General features: G+C 47.2%; 1 protein-coding gene. It reads left to right on the top strand.

What is annotated here, in order from left to right:
* The coding region (locus BCU68_RS08660; protein ID WP_198591706.1) for a VCBS domain-containing protein at window positions 1-551 on the top strand (551 nt) is incomplete at both ends.

The raw sequence follows: 551 nt of genomic DNA, 5'->3' as shown, positions 1-551 counted from the left end.
GAAGGCGGCGCTTGGACGTACAACGTTGATAATGCCGATGTTCAGTATTTAGATGAAGGAGAAACGAAAGAAGAAGTGTTCACTATCACTTCGCAAGATGGTACGGAACATATCATTAGCGTGACGATTACTGGGGTTAATGATGCCGCAATCATCTCCGGTAATGCGGTTGGTGAAGTCGTTGAAGATGAATCGACCCCGACCTTAACGGACAATGGTCAGTTGACCATTACGGATGCGGATGGTGTGCTGCAAGAAGTCTTTGATCCAACCAGTGTTGTTCCTGCCGCTGATGTATTAGGGACTCTTACGTTAACGGAAGACGGGGCGTGGGATTACAGTGTCATTAACTCAGATGTGCAGTATTTAGATGAAGGTGAGACGAAAGACGAAGTGTTCACCATCGCTTCGCAAGACGGTACAGCGCATACCATTACCGTGACCATTACCGGGGTTAATGATGCTGCTGAGATCAGTGGTGTTGATACGGGTGCTGTAACTGAAGATGAAACTTCTCCGACACTAACGGACAGTGGTCAGTTAACCATTAC

The organism is Vibrio sp. 10N.286.49.B3 (genome assembly GCF_002873395.1).
GTDB lineage: Bacteria > Pseudomonadota > Gammaproteobacteria > Enterobacterales > Vibrionaceae > Vibrio.
Note: the sequence above shows the minus strand (reverse complement) of the source record. Positions and strands in the feature narration are given on the sequence as shown.